This is a genomic window from Rhizobium sp. SRI_017, assembly GCF_057586295.1.
This window is the reverse complement of the sequence record NZ_JBYCZP010000003.1, coordinates 1-16,306: the sequence shown is the minus strand read 5'-3', so window position 1 is coordinate 16,306 and position 16,306 is coordinate 1. Positions and strand designations below refer to the sequence as shown.

At 60.2% G+C, this 16,306-nt stretch carries 14 protein-coding genes; 1 reads left to right on the top strand and 13 read right to left on the bottom strand.

All coding sequences use genetic code 11. The features are described 5' to 3' along the window. Window positions 1–190 precede the first annotated feature (190 nt). From AC2YI2_RS07795 to AC2YI2_RS07750, 10 genes are all read right to left on the bottom strand, one after another. On the bottom strand, window positions 191–1,129 hold the full coding sequence (locus tag AC2YI2_RS07795) for a heme-binding protein (protein ID WP_487385892.1): 939 nt from the start codon (window positions 1,127–1,129) through the stop codon (window positions 191–193). Between the two features lie 35 nt (window positions 1,130–1,164). Further along, window positions 1,165–2,172 carry a sugar phosphate isomerase/epimerase family protein gene (locus AC2YI2_RS07790; protein WP_487385891.1) on the bottom strand — a complete coding sequence of 336 codons (1,008 nt, stop codon included), beginning with the start codon at window positions 2,170–2,172 and terminating at the stop codon, window positions 1,165–1,167. A 2-nt stretch (window positions 2,173–2,174) separates the two neighbouring features. Then, a complete protein-coding gene (gene iolE, locus AC2YI2_RS07785; protein WP_487385890.1) occupies window positions 2,175–3,113 on the bottom strand; it encodes a myo-inosose-2 dehydratase in 939 nt (312 codons plus the stop codon). Between the two features lie 23 nt (window positions 3,114–3,136). After that, window positions 3,137–3,661, bottom strand: a complete 525-nt coding sequence (locus tag AC2YI2_RS07780; RefSeq protein ID WP_487385889.1) for a hypothetical protein — start codon at window positions 3,659–3,661, stop codon at window positions 3,137–3,139. Further along, window positions 3,658–4,761, bottom strand: coding sequence for a ferritin-like domain-containing protein (locus tag AC2YI2_RS07775; protein ID WP_487385888.1), 1,104 nt, complete (start codon window positions 4,759–4,761; stop codon window positions 3,658–3,660). The genes AC2YI2_RS07780 and AC2YI2_RS07775 overlap by 4 nt, the downstream gene beginning before the upstream one ends. A gap of 44 nt (window positions 4,762–4,805) precedes the next feature. Next, window positions 4,806–6,659, bottom strand: coding sequence for a GMC family oxidoreductase (locus AC2YI2_RS07770; RefSeq protein WP_487385887.1), 1,854 nt, complete (start codon window positions 6,657–6,659; stop codon window positions 4,806–4,808). An 88-nt stretch (window positions 6,660–6,747) separates the two neighbouring features. Next, complete coding sequence (locus AC2YI2_RS07765) at window positions 6,748–8,538, bottom strand: GMC family oxidoreductase (RefSeq protein ID WP_487385886.1); 1,791 nt, start codon at window positions 8,536–8,538, stop codon at window positions 6,748–6,750. Further along, entirely contained in the window at window positions 8,535–8,990 is a 456-nt protein-coding gene (locus AC2YI2_RS07760) for a hypothetical protein (RefSeq protein WP_487385885.1), read from the bottom strand. The genes AC2YI2_RS07765 and AC2YI2_RS07760 overlap by 4 nt, the downstream gene beginning before the upstream one ends. Before the next feature lie 10 nt (window positions 8,991–9,000). Then, window positions 9,001–10,407, bottom strand: a complete 1,407-nt coding sequence (locus tag AC2YI2_RS07755) for a glycoside hydrolase family 15 protein (RefSeq protein WP_487385884.1) — start codon at window positions 10,405–10,407, stop codon at window positions 9,001–9,003. Window positions 10,408–10,483: 76 nt separating this feature from the next. Then, entirely contained in the window at window positions 10,484–10,903 is a 420-nt protein-coding gene (locus AC2YI2_RS07750; protein WP_487385883.1) for a lipocalin-like domain-containing protein, read from the bottom strand. Window positions 10,904–11,239: 336 nt separating this feature from the next. Between AC2YI2_RS07750 and AC2YI2_RS07745 the strand changes: the two genes are divergently transcribed. Beyond that, window positions 11,240–11,662, top strand: a complete 423-nt coding sequence (locus AC2YI2_RS07745; RefSeq protein ID WP_487385882.1) for a hypothetical protein — start codon at window positions 11,240–11,242, stop codon at window positions 11,660–11,662. Window positions 11,663–11,712: 50 nt separating this feature from the next. On the opposite strand, the gene AC2YI2_RS07740 is transcribed toward AC2YI2_RS07745, so the two are convergent. The 3 genes from AC2YI2_RS07740 to AC2YI2_RS07730 form a co-directional block, all read right to left on the bottom strand. Then, a complete protein-coding gene (locus AC2YI2_RS07740) occupies window positions 11,713–12,750 on the bottom strand; it encodes a DUF2778 domain-containing protein (protein WP_487385881.1) in 1,038 nt (345 codons plus the stop codon). Window positions 12,751–13,487: 737 nt separating this feature from the next. Beyond that, complete coding sequence (locus AC2YI2_RS07735; RefSeq protein WP_487385880.1) at window positions 13,488–15,002, bottom strand: caspase family protein; 1,515 nt, start codon at window positions 15,000–15,002, stop codon at window positions 13,488–13,490. Then, window positions 14,992–16,062 (bottom strand): OmpA family protein, encoded by a 1,071-nt coding sequence (locus tag AC2YI2_RS07730; protein ID WP_487385879.1) that lies wholly within the window; start codon window positions 16,060–16,062, stop codon window positions 14,992–14,994. The genes AC2YI2_RS07735 and AC2YI2_RS07730 overlap by 11 nt, the downstream gene beginning before the upstream one ends. Window positions 16,063–16,306 lie beyond the last annotated feature (244 nt).

The following is a 16,306-nucleotide window of genomic DNA, read 5'->3' as shown; positions in this document are numbered from 1 at the left end:
ACCCGTTCGATCTGACGGATGAGGAGTAGGAGCAAAACAAAACATGAATTGGCATCTTTCAAGTGATCGTCGCGCCCTCTGAGAAGGTCTGCGGCAAGTCCTTCATGAATCTTGGCAACGAGATGAGCGGTACTGAACCTCGTCATACGACCAGATCCCCACTTATCGTCGCTCGGCTGTTGTTACGGCCTCAGAACGCCTTAACCAGCGTGCCGACGGTAATGTGCGGGAAACTCATGCCGCGGAAGTTCAGCATGGCCACCTGCGAATATTGCATCTGCAGGAACTCGTTGCCGGTGGAATCGACGATGGTCTGGATGGCGAACACGGACACCATGTCGAGCGCGTTGGCATTGCTTGAGATGAAAGGAATGTTGGCGATACCGCCTGCCTTGGAGGTGGAGGTGATCAGCAATGTCCTTTCGACGAAGGTGCAGCCCTGTGCGTTGATCTGCTGGGCGCAGGTGTCGCGCAGCAGCTGGTGCGGGTCGTCGATGATCGCCTGGGTGATGCCGAGGGGTAAGGGAGTGGTGCGAGAGTCCGTGGGCGTCGATAGGTCGTATTCGGCAAACGAACTCTTCGTACCCGGCGGTGGCGGAGCGGCCCCGGTCGCAAACGGCACGATGTTGGCGGGCGGAATCTCGGGTTGGCCATGGATCGCCTCGGTGACTGAAAAGCCCACCGTGCAGAAGGCATTGCCATGCGGGATGGTGCCGAGCCGCGCAATGCTCGCATCGGCTTGGGGTGCAGTCGTGGCCGGCACGTTGAGCCACATGCCGGGTTCGATATGCAGGGCGCCGCCGGTCTCACCATCGGTCACCCGGTGCAGGTAGGTCACGCCGTAGATGGCGATGTCTTCCTGGGCGCTACCGCGATTGAGCACCGGCGAGCCGATCGTCGTGAACTCGATCGTCTCGTGCAGATTGTTGAGCTGCAGGAAGAAGCCGTTGGCGCTGCGGCCCGAAAAATCAGGACGCGCAATCAGGCTGAAGCCGGTGCCTTCCCAGAATCCGGGCAGGTTCTTGAGCGCGCCGAGGCGGTCGGCGGTGGTCTTGTGCGATTGCACCCCGCGCAACTGCGTGTGGGGCTTGTGGCCGCCAAGCTTGGGCGATTGTGTGGTGTTGGTCATAGCATGATCTTCCGGTGTCTTAGATCGTATCGGTGTTACGGGGCGCTCAGTCGCTGAAACTGGTTCTGGAGTATGGCAAGCCCGTCGCGGGCGACGTCATAGGCACTCGGCCAGCCGGCCTCTGGCGCGTCCTCGCCGGGGATCCAGAACTTGCGCCGCGTCTGGCGCAACGAATTCTGGAAGGCCGGAATGGCGTTGAACACTTCCAGCAGGAACGGGCCCTGATAGGCCGGCAATATCGGTCCGAGAAATGTGTCCCACGGGATCCAGGTATCGTCGAACGAGCCACGGTCGAGCGAGGAAATATGCACATAGTGCAGGCGCTTCTGGGCGATCGTCGTGTGAATGTCCCGCGCATAGGCAACAGGGCCGTCACTGCCGAGCATCACATGGGCGCAATCGACCGTCAGGCCGGCCGTCGCGCTGTCTACGCCCTTGAGGAAGTCGAGCACATCCGAAACCATATTCGGCGCCGGAGTCTCCCAATGATCGACGGGTTCGATCGCCAGCTTGACGCCTTTTCCGGTGGCGTAATCGGCCAGTTCGGCAATCACCGAGGTGGCCAGTTCATAGCGCGGCGCGAGCCAGTCCTGCAGCAGATCGCTCCACAGCGGAATGCCTTCTTCATTTGTCGGAAAGACGCCGTAGGGAAAGATGATCGGCCCTGCCATGACCGTCTCGCCCCCCAGCACCGAGGTGATATCGACGCGGGATTTGAGATAGGCCAGCGCCGCTCTGCGCGTTTCTGCCACGGGCGAAGTGGGGTCGAAATCGCGCGTCGCGCCGACATTGGTGGTGAAGCCGACATTTTGCAGACCCGCCTCGTCGAACCTTCGCTTCAGGCGGATGTAGCTTTCCACTTCGGCCTGGTGATCCGTGGTCGGCTTCGGCGGGATCGGCAGGTCGAAACCGTCATAGCCGATCTCGGTCAGCGCCCGGATATGATCGATCAGCACCTGGCTATAGGCCGCATCGTCCGGCCGCATATCGACCGTGAACATGAAGAAGCTGAAATAGATGGGCCTGCTCGTCGGCTTGGCCATTGTCACCATCCCAGGTTTTCGCGGAGATAGGCGCGGGCCATCTTGGCATAATGCAGCGGATTGGCCTTGGCCGGATTCTGTTCGGCCTCGATGATCAGCCATCCGTCGAAGCCGGCGGCGGCGATCGCCTCAAACATCTGCGGGAAGGTCTTGATCGCACCGTCTCCGGGCACCGTGAAGATACCGGCCTGGATGCCTTCCTCGAAAGACAGGCCCTCCGCATGCAGCGTTTCCACGGCCTCGGCGCGGATGTCCTTGAGATGCATGTGGCGGACGCGGGCGGCATGCTTGCGCACGACCTCAAGCGGATCAGAATGGACCGCGGCGAGATGGCCGGTATCGACCAGAAGATGCACCAGCTCCGGATCGGTTGCCGCCATCAGCCGGTCGACGGCATCGGCCCGCATCACACCGGTGCCGAGATGCGGATGATAGCACAGCCGCCGCCCCTCATCCCTGGCGATCGTGCCGATCTCGTGCAGACCCTCCACCAGCAGTCCCCATTCGCGGTCATCGAAAACCGGGCAGTTGGCGATCAGGGCCAGCGGCAGCGGATTGACCGCCCGGCCGAATTCGGCGACCACGAGATCCGCCTTGCGCTTGCCGACATTGCCGGCTTCCATCGCGTTCATGAAATCAAGCTGCTGACGAACCTTGCGGACCGTCTGCTCCTTCATCGCGTTGATCGTGAAATAGGTGCTGACCCAGGGTTCGGAGACATTCATGCCGCGCAGATCGAGCGCAGCCTTCAGCACGGCCGGATCGGTGGGGTATTTGTGGCCAAGGCTGCAACCGACATAACCGGCCAGCGCCATTTCGCTGATCGCCTGTTCGAACGGGATGCCGATGTCGATATTGATGAAGTCGTCATTCCACCACAGCGTCGGGGTGATGCCGAACGACACATTTTCCGGGGTCAGTTTGGGGGCTTGCGTGCTCATCGTAATGGTCCTGTCGATCGGCTTCAGACGGAAGCGTGATTGGTTCGGGCCGGCGCTGCCGGGTCGCCCTCGAAATCGGGGATGCGCGGAGCAGCCGCCCAGGAGCCGTAGCCCGGCGCCTTGGCGCCGGCCGGATGGGCGCCGATCGCCTTCCACAGCAATCCCTCGATATAGGCCGATGGCGAGACGACGAATGTTCGGTCCCCGGGGGCCGGGCCAAAACGCTCGGACCAGCTGTGCGGCAGCTTATTCCAGGTGCCGGTATACCAGAGCTTGATGATGTTGCGGGCGACGGGGCCAAGCTTGGAGTCGCCCATGATCTCGCGGCTGATTTGGGCCTTGCGGTCGGCGGGCGATGCGCCGTTTGCAGTCGCCGAGATCTTCCCATGGGCTTCCAGCAGCGCGTCCAAGACTGCAGGCCCGGCGACGTCATCGACAGTCTTCATATAGTCTTCGGCCATTCCCGTGCCCTGCAGGTCGAAGAGGGTAAAGGCAGTCGCCTCGGCGGAGAAATCCAGAAAATTCTGCAAACGGGCCGGGTCGCTCATGCGTCCACCATTTTCGTTGTTGCGGCCAGTTCTGCCATCGCTCCGTCGATTTCGAATGTCGGCATCGCATGCAGGCCACCACTGCCGGGAAGCGGATTGCGGATCAGTTCGCCCATCAGGTTGCGGAATTCGAACATCCGCGGCACCGCTTCGAGCAGCAGTTGCGGCTGCCCGTTGAAGGCGTCGGTCAGCATCTTCAGGAAGTCGGCATACTGCGCATTGAACGACAGGGCCGCCTTGTAGAGCGCCGAGTCGGTCGGAATTTCGGCCATCTTGAGGTTCGGCTTGATCGGATAGGCGCCATCCCAATCGACGGTGAAGGTCGGCCCCGTAGGACTGCCCGCGGTATCGCCGGGTTGATAATAGCGGCCGAGCGACAGTTCCTCGAAGCGGAAGTAATGCGCCAGCTCGCGCTCGTTGTCATAGATGCCGCCGCCGTCGCCTTCGCCCTGTTCCATGATCAGCCGCATACCCTCAAGCGCGCTGCTCAGGTCGACCACCGCGTGCAGCTCGCCGCCGCCGGAATAGTAATATTCCGACGTCACCTGGCGCTTGGGGTCGCCGATGAAGATCGTTTCGCCCCTGGCCTGCGCCTGCTTCTCCAGATGCCGGAAGCCCTGCTCGATGGCGAAGTAGAAATCGCCGATACTGTAATAGTGCATTTCTGCGTGGCCGGGAGCGGCGGCGATGGCCGTGGCCCCGGGATGGTACCTGCGATGCACCAGCTTGCCATGCTCGATTACAGCGCCGGGCCGCTCGATCTGCATGAAGGTGGCGAGTGAATCCTTGTTGAATGCAGCGAGGCCTACCTCGAAATCCGTCTCTCCATCGGGGAGATAGGCAGGATAGGACGGCACGAAACCCTTGAGCGTCAGGTCGGGCGTCCCGCCGATCGCGTTCATCAGGTTGGCCGCGATCGTCAGATGCAGCATTTCCTCGACCGCGATCACCCGGAGCACCTTGACCGCGTCGATATTGGTGCCGTTCTTGATCGAATAAAGCGCGGTCAGGTATGGCGGGATCGTCGCGTGCTCAAGCTGCATCGCCAGGTATAAATGCGCCTTCAACTCATCCACGGACTCAATCTTGTTGGTGGTCATGTCGTGCTCCAATCGTGTTGCGCGGCGCGATGGTGTTCTGTTGGTCAACCCAGATGTTTGAGCATCGCCCGTGCCGTGCGGAAGCACAGGGCGGCAAGCGTCAGGGTGACATTGGACGTGCCGATCGAGGGCATGCTGCCGCCGCCGACCAGGTAGAGATTGTCGTGATCCCAGGAACGCTGATGGGTATCGACGACGGATGTGTTCTTGTCGCGGCCCATGACATGGGTTCCGGCGAGATGGTTGCCGCCGCGGATGGCATAACCTTCGCCCTCGTAGGTCACATAGCCATAGTCGCCTGGATCATAGTGAGTATGGTCGTCGGCGCCCAGCCGGGCAAACACCGTCCTGGCGAATTCCCGCGCCGAGGCCGCGCCGCGCAGCGTGTAATCCGATAGCGAAAAAGAGACGATCGGGCGCATGTTGCCGAGATGATCGGTATAGGCGGGATCGACACTGACGCGGTTGCTTTCATCGGGCATCACCTCGATCATGAAAGCCAGCAGCAGCTGTCGCGAAATCCGGTCGATGATGCCACGGCGCAGGTCGGCACCGAACAGGTTGTGCTGATCGACCAGCTCCTCGATATCCGACATGGGTGAGCCGGTGGCCCAACCCCAGCCGTCATTGTGGATGTCGACGGCAAATGCCGCCTGATGCCGGCGGAAGGGGCCGCCGCGCAGATCGACGATACCCCCGGTGCAGGTCGTGCCGCGCATGGTGCCGCCAACCTCGGGCAGCAGTGCCCAGCTGAGCAGATAGGAATGATCCATCAGGTTGCGCCCGACCAGACCGCTGGTGCTCTGCAAGCCGGAGGCCAGCATCAGCCGCGGCGTCTCGATCGCATTGGCGGCGATGACGAAAATCTTGGCCTTGAGAGTCACAGTCTCGTATTCGGCGGAGTTCAGATCCTTGTAGACCTTGACCTCGATGCCCGTGACCCGGCCGCTGTCGGGATCGATCACGATGCGCGAGGCGACGGCCTGGACGAGAAGATCGACCCTGCCGGTATGCAACGCCTTGGCGACCGTCTTGCCTGCATGGTAGCGTGCCTGCACGGGACAGATGGGAACGCAATTGGTGTTGCCCTGGCAGCGGCCGCCTTCCTCGATCAGATGATTGTGAACGGCGCCGGTCGGCCTGTAGCCCTTGCCGCCGGCATACGCGGGGTTCGGAATGCCATTTCGCCCTTGCGGGAAGGGCCGCACCTTGATCGGATATTTCTGACCGTAAAGCTCGACATCGGTGCCGTCGATGCCCTTGGACACCATCTGGTCCAGATAGGACAGCGGCAATCCCTTCATCGGATAGACGTAGTTCTCCGGGAATTTCAGGTCGAGATAGGTCTGGTCCTCGACATCGGCCGAGACGCCGATCTCATGCTCGGCCATCTCATAGTCAGCCTCGAGATCCCCGTAGTCGAGCGGCCAGTCGACGCCCTGGCCGAACAGCGCGCGGGCGCGAAAATCCTCGGGCAGCATGCGCGGTGTCTTGGCCTCCCAGTGCATCGTCGTGCCGCCGAACACGCGGGTAAACACGGTGTCGGTGACATAGGGGCCGGACTGGACGATATAGCTGTCGCCATCGGTTTCGCCCGGCTGGAGCTTGCGCAATTCAGACCCGCGCGGCATGCGAGCATTCTGATTGAAGGGATAGGGAGACTGGTTGTCCTTGCTGGCCGCGCTGTAGAAATTCAGCATATACTGGTCGTAGCCGGCCTCGCTGCGGTCCGTGCCCGGTCCGGCCTCGACGATCAGCACCCGCTTGCCTGATTTGCTGAGTTCCTTGGCGATGATCGCGCCGGATATGCCGGATCCGACGATGACCGCATCATAGCCGGTATCGGCCGCCGCCACGGCCGCATCAATCAGGTGTCCCGATGGATTAGGGTTCGACACGTAAAGCTCCCGCATGCATAGCCGACATCGATGAATTCAGCATCGCGTATTATCCCCAATCAGCGAACGCAGAACGCGTCGGCTCATCTCATTTTCCAAAGCCTGCGATCAGCCGATCCGCTGTCCGCAAAGCCAACGCCGCCAGTGTCAGCGTTGGGTTGGAGGTACCAAGCGTCGGAAAGCTGCCGGACCCGACCATGAACAGGTTGCTGTGCTCCCAGGCGCGCTGATCGGAATCGATGACCGACACATTGCGATCACCGCCCATCGCATGCGTGCCCGCGAAATGCCCCATGCCGTGGTAGTGATAGTCGCGGCCCTGATAGGATGCCGTGGGAAACCAGTTGCCCGTAGCCGGATCGGAACAGTCGGTGATGCCGGCGCGGCTGAACACCGCCTGCGCGGCTGCAAATGCGGCTTCCATCCCCCCCAGCGTATAATCGTCGATCCTGTAGTCGATCACCGGCCGGGGATTGCCGAACGCGTCGAGAAATCGCGGATCGATGCTGATGCTGTTGGCCGCGTCGGGGAGCTGTTCAACCGCCAGCGAGAAGCGCATCTGGCGTGGCAGCGTGTCTTCCAGATGCTGGAGCAGAGCCGAGCCGAACAGGTTTTCTTTCATGACCGCTTGCGACACCGTGGTATCGGGTGCGCCGGTGCTGGCCCGCCAGCCGTCATTACCGATATCGAACCGGAACGCCGCGTGTCTGGCCCGGAAGGCGCCGCCTCGCAGGTCCTCTAGCCCCGACGAGGACTGTGGTCCCCGGAACGCACCAATCGGCTTGGGCGCCAGGCCCCAGGCATAGATCGTCGGATGGTCCATCAGTGTCTTGCCGACCTGTTGGCGCGGACCCTCAAGGGCCGATGCCAGCATCAGCTTGGCATTCTCGATGGCATGCGCCGCAAGGATATAAACTCGCCCCTTGGCGACATGGGTTGCCGAGTCCGCCGAACCTTTATCCTGATAACGCTGATACTCGATGCCCTGCACCTCGCCGCTGACGGCATCAACGAGGATTTTCGAGGCGACGGCCTGCGTCAGTATCGTCAAAGTGGTCGGATCGGCCTGCGCCAAGCTCTTGCCGGCATTGTACTTGGCCTGCACGGGACAGATCGGCGTACAGGACGTGTTTCCCTCGCAGCGTTCGCCGAGATAGACGTCGCCCTGCGTGCCGTCCGCCTGGACATCGACGGCGCCGACCGGCCTGTAGGATTTGCGCGGCATCGAATTTCTCGCCGCGGGATAGGTCCGGACCTGGAGCTTGACGCTTTCGTCCCCCACCTGGAAATCCATGCCATTGACGGCCGACGCCAGGAACTGGTCGGAATAGCTCGGCGGTATCCGCCGCATCGGATAATCGTAGCCTTCGGAAAATTTCAGCCCGAGATAATCCTGGTCGGCGGCATCGGCCGACACGCCGATTTCGTGCTCGGCTTGATCGTAGTAGGGCGCGATGTCGTCATAGCCGATCGGCCAGTCGCGCCCGACGCCGTAGCGCGTGCGCATCTGGAAATCCTCGGGCAGCATGCGCAGCGAGACGCCCAGCCAATGCATGGTCGAGCCGCCCAGCACGCGCGTGTAGCTGCTGCCGTAGAGGTGAGGCCCGCGCTGGATGAAATAGCCATTGTTGGCGCGCAGGTCGCCGGTATCCGGCTGCGGCGCGCCGATGGCGGGCGGCCATGGCGATTCCGGTCCCTTGTGGGTCGCCCCGTAGAACCGCTCGACATGCTCGGTATAGCTATCGAAGCTGCGGGTCGTCGCCGGCCCGGCCTCGAGCAGCAGCACCCGCAACCCCGCCTTGCTCAGGCGTTTGGCGATCAGAGCGCCGGCAACTCCTGCGCCGACGATCACCGCGTCGAATGGGGCCTCGTCGCTCATGCCCTTCTCCGCTTCGGTTCGAGGGCCCATGAGCCGAATCCCTGATGCTTGGCGCCCGGCGGATGGGCACCCGCGACTGCCCATTGCAGGCCCGCCCGGTATGCCGCACCGGAGGTCGTCCGCGTCACATCCAGCGGCGACGCCCCATACGCCTCGCGCCATGCGGTAGGCAATTGTGTCCAGATGCCGCTATACCAGAGAACGATCAGATTGCGGGCGATCGGCCCGAGCCTCTGGTCAGCCAGGATGGTTGTCGCGACGGCAGTTTCACGCGCATCGTCCGCTGGGAGACGTTCGAAGGCGTCGATCAGGTCGGAAACGATATCTGCGACCAGGACCGCGTCGAGCACGGCGAGATGCTCGCCGGCAACCCCCGAACCCCACAACTGGACTTCACTGAAGCCTGTCAGAAGGGCTGACAGCGCAACGAAGCTTTCGAGTCGCTCGCTCATCGGCCGCTCCTTAAACTTTGGTTTTTGCCGCCTTGGGAAGGTGAGCGGCCTTGGCACGAAGAGCAGAGAGGAATGCTGCATAGCTCCAGGTCAGATCACGCACGCTCTTCTCAAATCCGTCATTGCCGTCATATTGCTCGCTGAGTTCGTAGTGATCGCTATGGAAGACGACGCTGCGCATCATGGCGTCGCCTGCATTGCGCAAGGCCATGGCAGCATCGGCCGGTGATTGCGCTGCGGTGACACCGACCTGGGAAAAGAATTCCTGCGACAGGTCATCGAAAGGCACGGCCTGCGTCCGGTCGATCTCCAGCGCGACCTTGTAGTACAACTCGGCGAAATTGCTGGTGCAGAGCGGCCAGGGGTGTCCGCCGCGAACCGGATGGGCGACATCGCCGTCATAGGTATCGCCGGGATAGCGTCCCATCAGCGGCCCGATATCCCGCTCCTGATCGGCAACGTTGATCGGAAAGACGGAATCGGACGCCGGATCGGCCCATTGGCGCCGCATCCGCGCCGCAGTCGCCAGGAGCTTGGTATCGCTGAGCGGCATGTTGCCATAGACGGCGGCGCTGACGATGTCGATGTTGGGATCGTAACCCTCATCGTCCGGGACGGCGGATATGCCAGTGCCGGGCGCCATCATCGACACGTACCACGCGCCGTTCCAGTGCTCCTGAAGAGCGCTCTCCAGCCAGGCGATCGCCGCATTCACCTCCGCCGGCACGGCCATTCCGAGCCCGTTGGCGGCAAAATCCTTGAAACAGCGCAACTGGATGGCGCGGGCGAAGAACGACAGAGCCACATGCTCTTCCCACAGATTGGTGGTGGGATCCTTGTAGCAGCCGAGCAGGTAGGCGACGTTCTTCTCGATCACCTGTCTGGCAATCGCCTGCGTCGCCGCGTCGAGTTGCCCATAGGCCTGCAACATGGCGATCGACTGGATCGCCGGTCCGTCATTCTGCTCCGACCAGGGGCGCGAATGGCCGGTGATCGTGAAGCACGCATGCCCCATCGTCGGCTCGGCGTTGCTCTGACAGAGCTCAGCGAAGGTGACATAGTCGTTGAGCGCCTGGACTCCACCGCCATCCGGCATCGACGGCAATCCGGCCGCGGCAATTTCCAGCGCGGTGATCGCAGCATCCCGCACCCAATTGAAGACGTAATTCTGATCGACACCCGGTGTGTTGGCCGGAAACGACGGCGCGGCGATGACACATCCGGGCACCGAATACTGCCCCGGGCTGCTCGGATCCTCAACCACGAAGCCGTCGCTGGTGACGTTGCGCATCATCATCAGGAACATGTAGGGTGCAAGCGACGTCAGGTCAGTCTGCTGGTAAGCCGCCTTGGGAGCGTGCTTGTCGAGAGTGAGGGGCGCACCACTTTTGGCGCGAACAGCGGTCTTGTTCGTCAAAGGAAGCTCCACTTAATGGTCTAAACGGGCGCAAACACGCCGGACAAACTCAGAAAAGCAACTTTACAAAACCGTTTCAGCCTCGAACCCAGGACATTTCGTTGACGACCGTCACGCCGCCGATTTCAACGGGTGGCGTCCGCAACATCAAATGCTCGCCCTGCAACTCGAACGGACGGGCCTGCGTGTCTCCGATCCAGTTGGGAAATGAGCTTCCCTGAATAATATGGTGAACCTCTCCACCCTTGACTTCGTAACTGCCGAAATAGGCGAGATAGCCGGAATAGGCCGCGGCGCGATCCGCCACCTCGCCACCGATCGGGTCATTGGTCTTCAACGGTTTACGACCGCCGGCCGTCATCTGCACGATCATGCCCCCGGTCTCGGTATAGACCAGCATGCCGGTGGCATCCTTGCCGAACGGGAAAGCTTCCGAGCCGTCGCTCGTCACCCGTCGCCATGCCACGAGATTCCACTGCCCCTGGATGCGAATCATTGTTCTTCCCCTTCGCATTCTGCGTGCATTCTTTGGGACTTTCAAAAATTAATCCAGCTTAAAGATGTTGCGTCATCAAGCATTCATCGAATGGTAACAAAAGCCTTAACGCCCCGACCGTCGTTTTTGGTGGAGAGTGATCTGGCACAAGTATCATCGGGTTCGAATTGACTTGCCAGGAGGCAAAAGTTGCTTCCCCGGCTCCCGAAATAGGACGGAAGCGGGCCATCTCGTTAAGGCGTCATTAGCCAAAGCAGGCGTCAGCCTGCGTCGATTAGAACGCCCTTAACACTCGCGCCCTAATCTCCGCTTCACCTGAACGGCGGGAGAGATCCGATGAACGAAAAGGTCATACCCGAAAGGCATATCCGCAAACGCAGTCATTCCGAGGGCCTGTCATTCGCCCATGCGACGCGGCACTACTTCCGGCATTTCGTGGTGCGTTTCGTAGCGCCGATATCGCGGCACCCGGCAATGACGCTGATCACCGGCTTTGGCCTGTTCGTCAGCGGTTCGTTCGAACTCGCAGAACAGATTTTCACCCATTTCGATTCGGTGGTCGGCATCCATCAGGGGGTTATCCTACTGGGGATAGTGACCTTCCTCAGGGGGCTTGCCGATCTCGTCGAGGCCTCGGAATGGCTTTCCAGGGGCACGGACGAAGAAGAGGCCGAGACGGCCGAGACAAATGGCAGCGCTAGTGCCGCCGCCGCACCTTCAAACGTGCAACTTGCCGAACTTCGACGACGGTTTGGCTGAGCGTTCGAATCTCAGATTGCAGCCTCCGCAGCGGGGCGCGTAGAGATCTATCAGGCACCAGCCTTGCGATAGAGCGCGGCGAGTTGCGTGCGTGATGACGGTAGCTCTGGCACCACGACCAACATCGTAATCTGACCGCGCTTGAAGGCTTTGAGGAACGGTTGATAGTTCTGGAAGGCGACACAGCCATGCGAGCCCTTCTGACCGCGCAGCAAGTTTGTATGCGTCAGGAGTCCAGTTCGGTTCTTCGGGTCGCGCCCGTCGATTGACGTCATGCGGATCGCCTCGACGCCATAGAAGCGCTTCTCGCGCATCGAAAGGCGATAGATGCCGGCAGGCGTCGGGCCCCTCATAGTGACATGCTCGTAGCGTGGATTGTCGCGCATCTTGCCTATGCCGGAATGGGCACGCAGTTTGGTCCCATCGGGCAGGTAGACGGTGGCATTGGAAACGTCATAGATCGCGACCTTCGTGCCCTTGCCCGGCCAACTGGTGTCGTTTGACTTGCTCTTGAACAGATCGCCGAACAGCGAGCGATCGGGTTTCGCATAGGCGACGTCTTGCGTCTTGTCCTTCTTGTCCTTCTTGTCGAGGCTTCTGCGGGCGACAGGTTTTTCGTCGGCCGGCTTTTGCTCAATAACGACCGTCTCAATCAACGGTCTGGCTTCAGGCAGCGGAATCTGGCTGGGAAGAGCCACGTCTTCGTCTGTTTCGGGTTTCGCCAGCACAAGGCCGAAGGGCTGAATGCTGCGGACAGAAACATCTTCCACCAGTGCCGTTACCAAAGATGGCGTGCCGTTGATCTTCTCTTCCAGTTCCACCGAACTTTTCGCACGCGCAAACGCGGCCAAGATCTTTGCCTTCTCAGCTTTCTTGCTTTTTTCCGCAAAGGCGAGTTGGGCGGCAAGGCTGCGCTGGTGCGCCATCCGGATTGCTGCGACAGTAAGCTGCCTCCGCCGGATCTCGGTGTCGGACGGTTTCGAAAAGCGCGAAGACTTGTCGGCCCTGAGCGCCTGTTCGCGGCGGCGGTCGTCAGCCACCACTGCCGTGAGACGGACAGGAGCGACGAGGCTCATGTTTTCGGACAATGAGCGAGCCGCCTCGTGCATGACACCGAGCGCCGAAGCGAGGCCCCAAGCGGATCCGGCGATAATGCCGCAGGAAAGCAAGGCGCTTACAGCGATGCTGAGGGAACGACCTCGGCGGGATTTTGACGCGGAATGCGCGGACTTGTTCTGAGACGCCATGACTAAAGGTACCCGATACTCGTTACTCGACGCGGCCGCGAAAACACGGTCCGCAGGTCGTTACGCTGCCAACGGAGTGCGGAACTCTGACTCCCGCAACTGCGCCGAACGGGCAAAGCATGAGGAAATATGGTCAACAAATCTTAAACGGTGCCCCGATCTCTTGAAGGAATGCGGCGGGCGGTAGTCCCCCCGCGCCCGGTAACGCCTGCCTCTCATGAGAATGCGGCGCTGGCGTGTCCGCGATAGTCCCAAGAAATGGGGATGGTGGAAAGGCGGCAGCGGCCTTGGTAGGCGGTAACTGACGTTCCGCTCGCAATGTCGTCGCTTCAAACCGCATGGGCACGATGATCCGCGTCCCCAAGCGAGTAAATTCCAACGGGACAGCGAGAGGGTGGCGTAACTCGAACGAAGTTGAGCGGTCAAACTGCGGCGCTGAAACACGATGTAGCCGACAATGGCAAGCGCTTCATTCCGTCTCGCGAGAACAACGTGACATCACCACTTGACTTGCTCGAAGAAGCGTCTCTTGAGGAACAAGGGCAACGATTTGTTCGGTGATCGGCTGGAGCACGTCTCTAACGACAGCCATCTCGGGCCCAAATGCGCAGGGCGGCCTTGAATTCCACGCCATACGGATGCGGCTTGGAGAACGCAACTGCGCTATCAGCCAGATAGGTCTTGGCTTGGTCGCAAAGATTGTCCTTCTGCCATTGATGGCAGTTGCTGCAGGTCTTGCCTTTCCAGTACACCTCGGGCAGCTCTTTGATCGGAGGGTGCACTGGGGAGCCCTTGATCAGATCGGCTATGCTGCGATTTGCGATTTCGGGAATCTTCGCGTCAATGGGTTGGTCGAAGAAGATCTCGTCCGGTAGATCGAACGATTTTGACTCAGGCTGTTCGGCCTTTTCCTCATTCGCCGCGACCGGAGTTTCTTCTTTGGCGACCGGCTTCGACTCCGTCTGTTTGATCGTGTCCAGTTCTGCACGCGCAAACTCTGCAAAGGTCCCATTGGGGAAGGCCTTGAAATAAGCCTCATAGGCCTCCACCGTTCCCGCTTGCCGCGCTGCCTCGATCATGTCCCGTTCGCTCTTGTCGGGATCGACAGGTTTCAGCTTGTCCTTATCTGCAGATTGAGTCTCGGTTTTCGAGGTCTCGTTCGACATGAGCTCGCTTAGAAGGGCACGGGCTTCGCTGGTGTAGGGACTGTCCGGATTTGCCCTCAGAAAAAGCAGGACCTGAACAGGATCCTTGCTCCGTTTCACCGAGTCCCAAAGCTGACGCATTTCAAGAGCTTCCGCAGACGGGGGCTCGACAGGATTGAACTGGAAATCCACTGTCAGCGAGGATGTATCCCAGGGGGTTTGCGCGCCGTCCGTTGCTTTCAGAACATCGATCCTGACGTCTCTGAACAAAGCTTCGATCGGTTTGCCAGGAATGGAAAGTGCGCGCGCAAGGGCTGCGGTAAAGGGGCTGTTTTTTTCGTTCTCGCCGTCCAAAGCCGTTTCTCCAGGGGCCGTGGAATAGGCCAGAAACGTGCCGGTTGGCGCGTCCATTTCGGCCAGCCCGTTGTCGTTGAAGCCCGGAACACTGGTAAAAGGGTTGTTTCGGCAGGCATCGAGGATAACGATATTTGTGCGGTTCCGCGCGGAAGACATCTGGCGCAGGACCGCCTGGGCCGGTACCGCGACGAGGCTGAGGTCGGCGGGGTCGCTCAATTCGACATCAACAGGCAGCAGAAAGTTGGACCCGGAGGACTGCACACCATGTCCAGCATAATAAAAGAGGCCGGTCGCGTCTCCTCCGGCTTCGCGTAACTCGCGACCGAAGGTCGAAATAGCCTTGGTCACTTCTCCTTGCTTGGCGTTGGTCAGCAGCGTCACCCTGAAACCCACCTTTTTCAGCGAATCCGCCATCAGCACGGCGTCGTTCACGGCGTTGTCGAGTGGTGTAACGCTGGTATAGGCGGCGTTGCCAATGACAAGAGCCAGTCGCGCCCCGGATTGCTCCTGAGCCCAGGCAGCCGTTATCAACAGCAGCAGAAACGCTGCAATGCCACCGCCCCGGAAAAGTATGCAAACGCTATTGGACAACGGCAAACTCGATCCTTCGGTTTCTGTGTTTGCCCTCAGCGGTCTGATTGGAGGCCACGGGGCGCGTTTCACCATAACCCACGCTCCTTATCCGGTCCTTGAGGATGTTCTTCGAAGCCAGGTACTGCGCAACCGCCGCCGCACGAAGTCTAGAGAGACTCATGTTTGTCACGGCCGACCCATCACTGTCGGTGTGGCCGCTCACCTCGATGATCAGTTCGGGACATCTGGAAATGATGTCCACAATACTGTTCAAAAGCGGCTCGCTCCTTGCATCGAGACGAGCGCTACCACTCGCAAAGTAGATGTTGTCGGTCCGGGAAAGAATCTCAAAGCGGCCCTTGCAGGCTTCAACGTCAAGATTTCCTTTTGGCTCGAGTGCTTTGGAAGCAGCGAGCTGAGAGTCGGTCGCTGAAACGATCTCCGCTTCTTTTGCTTCGGCACCATTTTGCGCGAACACGAAGTCGAATGAGACTGTTGCGGACGGGATGATCGTCACCTTGGCAGCTTCTTCCAGCTTCTTGACGCCGCCGTCCAGATTGAAGGCAGAGGTCGGAATGGAGATGGGCACAGTCGACGAAATGGCAACAAGGTCGTCATTCAGAAGCGTTGCCGAGACCTCCGTATCGAAAGATGCCTTTACGCCATGAAGTTCCACGTTGAACTTGAGCGGAATGAACTTGCGTTTCACGGAAGGCAGATCGCTCAGTTGCGCCGGCTCGATCTGGGCGGTTATCACCGCTTCGGGAAACTGGAAGGTCTCGAACAGGAGAAACCGCATGCGGACGTTCCGTAGATCGATCTTAGTGTCGACGGAGTCCAGGAATACTCTGATTTTCGCCGCTCCCGTTTCGTCAATCCCACCCTCGAATTCGGCGAATGTGCTCGATTCGACCTTCGTCACGTTCTTGACCGTTTGAAACCTGATGGAGGACGCGTCGCGCCGCAACGTCCAGCCGTTTTGGAACGGGGATTCCTGGGCGAACGAGGGGTGCGCGAGCAGGAGGGATGAAGCGAATGAAACGAGTAAAATCAAGCACACGGAACGAATAGTGGACATACCTTCCCCCATTGTGCGACTTGCCGCCCCGCAGAGATGCTCCGCTGAGAAGTACTGGCACAAGTCTACTAATTTTCAAATGTAATTCAACCTCCTGCGGGTTGCCAGCGTTGGTGCGGAGATCGGTATTGATGCTCCGTCGACGGGTGCATAACTGCCGAAAATTCCATAGCGCGGAAAAATTGTGCCTGCTGTTAACAGCACTTGCGTGTGGCCCATGAGGGGTAGCCCCCCTTTGACATGG